The sequence below is a fragment of the Marichromatium sp. AB32 genome, from assembly GCF_003718675.1.
GTDB classification, from domain to species: Bacteria; Pseudomonadota; Gammaproteobacteria; order Chromatiales; family Chromatiaceae; genus Marichromatium; species Marichromatium gracile.
Genome location: NZ_RHFJ01000160.1, coordinates 1 through 366 on the forward strand (window position 1 = coordinate 1; position 366 = coordinate 366).

Below are 366 nucleotides of genomic sequence, written 5' to 3' on the forward strand. Positions count from 1 at the left end.
TCGACGAATACAACCTGCGCCGACCGCACGAGTCGCTCGGCGATCTTTCACCAATCGAGTTTCTTAACCGCCGCGGACATGCCGCAGTGTCTATTTATGGGATGGACCTAAAAAGGGGGAGTTGACACAGACGCTCGGGGCGCCCCCGGACACTGATGACCTGTTCGAGCACGCGGATGACGCGCGCCGAAGTCAGCGAGACGTCGACCTCGATACGCAGCGCCTCGCGGTTGTAGTCGTCGATGAGGTTGAAGGTGCGATAGCTCATGCCGCTGCTCAGCGCATCGCTCATGAAGTCGGCCGACCATTGCAGGTTGGGACGGATCGGTTGCACCAGCGGTTGCGGCGGGCGGAGCGCCCGGAGCC

1 pseudogene is annotated in these 366 nt (G+C 62.3%); it reads right to left on the reverse strand.

Going from position 1 to position 366, the window contains the following annotated elements:
* Positions 1-136: 136 nt before the first annotated feature.
* Positions 137-366: pseudogene (locus EBL85_RS17340) on the reverse strand (IS3 family transposase); the annotation flags it as partial.